The 1,170-nt window shown below is 40.9% G+C and carries 1 protein-coding gene; it reads left to right on the top strand.

What is annotated here, in order from left to right; translation table 11 throughout:
- Positions 1 to 189 precede the first annotated feature (189 nt).
- Complete coding sequence (locus PSE7429_RS22940; protein WP_009629805.1) at positions 190 to 915, top strand: hypothetical protein; 726 nt, start codon at positions 190 to 192, stop codon at positions 913 to 915.
- Positions 916 to 1,170: the final 255 nt, after the last annotated feature.

Genomic DNA, 1,170 nt, shown 5'->3' with positions numbered 1-1,170 from the left:
TTGCATCTCTTCCATTTCCTAAAAAATTAATATGCCTGTTGACGAAAGTTCTGTAGTTTATCAATAATCATGACTGTAGATGTGCTTTTCTTTTTCTATCTACTTTAGGCAGTTTGTATCTCTTTTACTCTGCCTTTTTTTCCTTTTTTAGTCTAAACTCCAGTCATCGATCATCACATTACCGAACAAGTGCAACGACTCAAAGAAAGCTATCGATTGACCCAAGTGCAAATTGGACAAATTGCAGGACTGAGTGTATTTCTGAGTAGATTTGGCTCAGAGGTGAATGGATATATCGGTATGAGCATCAATTCAGGCTATGAATTTAATGCCGAATGCCAACAGCCCTATAGTTCGCTCTTGCATGTGGTGAGAAATGCGATCTCAGCCAAGCTAACCACAGCCCAAGAAAATCTGGAAAGAGACAGACAAGAACTGCCAATACTGGAAAATCGAGTCAGTCAGCCCTTTGAGCAAGCACAGGAATACGAGCAGAAATCAAATCGGTTAGGATTCCTGAAGGAGATGTTTGACGCGATCGCCCATGAATCTCCTGTCGATGTAAGTGACTCAGACAACACTGAAGAGGGAGAAGAACTAGAAGAATCGCGAGAAATCTTCTGGGACAGAAACTCTAGTGCAGCGCGATTAGAACCACCATCAATAGCGATCGTGGAAGTACTGAAGCAGAGACAGTTTGAGGATTGGGTAGCCGATGAAACTGAGAACTGGCTGGAACAAATCGCGCAGATTGTTAGCAATGTTGAGATTGAAATTCCTGTGAATGGCGATCGGCTTGGGGCAATCCCAGAATCCAAGATATTGGCTGACTTTAGATTAGTTCGAGGAGGCGAACAACTTACAATTCCGCAAAAGAATGTGAACGAGCAAAGAGAACAGCTAACATTGTTTTAAGAATTCTATTCTAAAAGAACAGAATTCCATAGGGAAAGCGCTGTCGCTAAAAGTCTGTGAAGATTTGAGATGCAAAAATGAACCAAGAAAATTGCCAAATGTCACTGTTTAAAAATAGCAAATGTTATGTAATAGTGAGTTTCAAGCGCTCAATCAAAAAGATAGCATCTAGGCTCAAAGACCATTATGCTTGCGAAATTCTCGAATGCAATCGAGATGCAGTATCATTCTTGCCTTCAAAAGCTGGAACAATTC

It is taken from the genome of Pseudanabaena biceps PCC 7429 (assembly GCF_000332215.1).
Taxonomy (GTDB): domain Bacteria; phylum Cyanobacteriota; class Cyanobacteriia; order Pseudanabaenales; family Pseudanabaenaceae; genus Pseudanabaena; species Pseudanabaena biceps.
The sequence above is the reverse complement of the archived record's forward strand: the minus strand, read 5'-3'. Positions and strand labels throughout refer to the sequence as shown.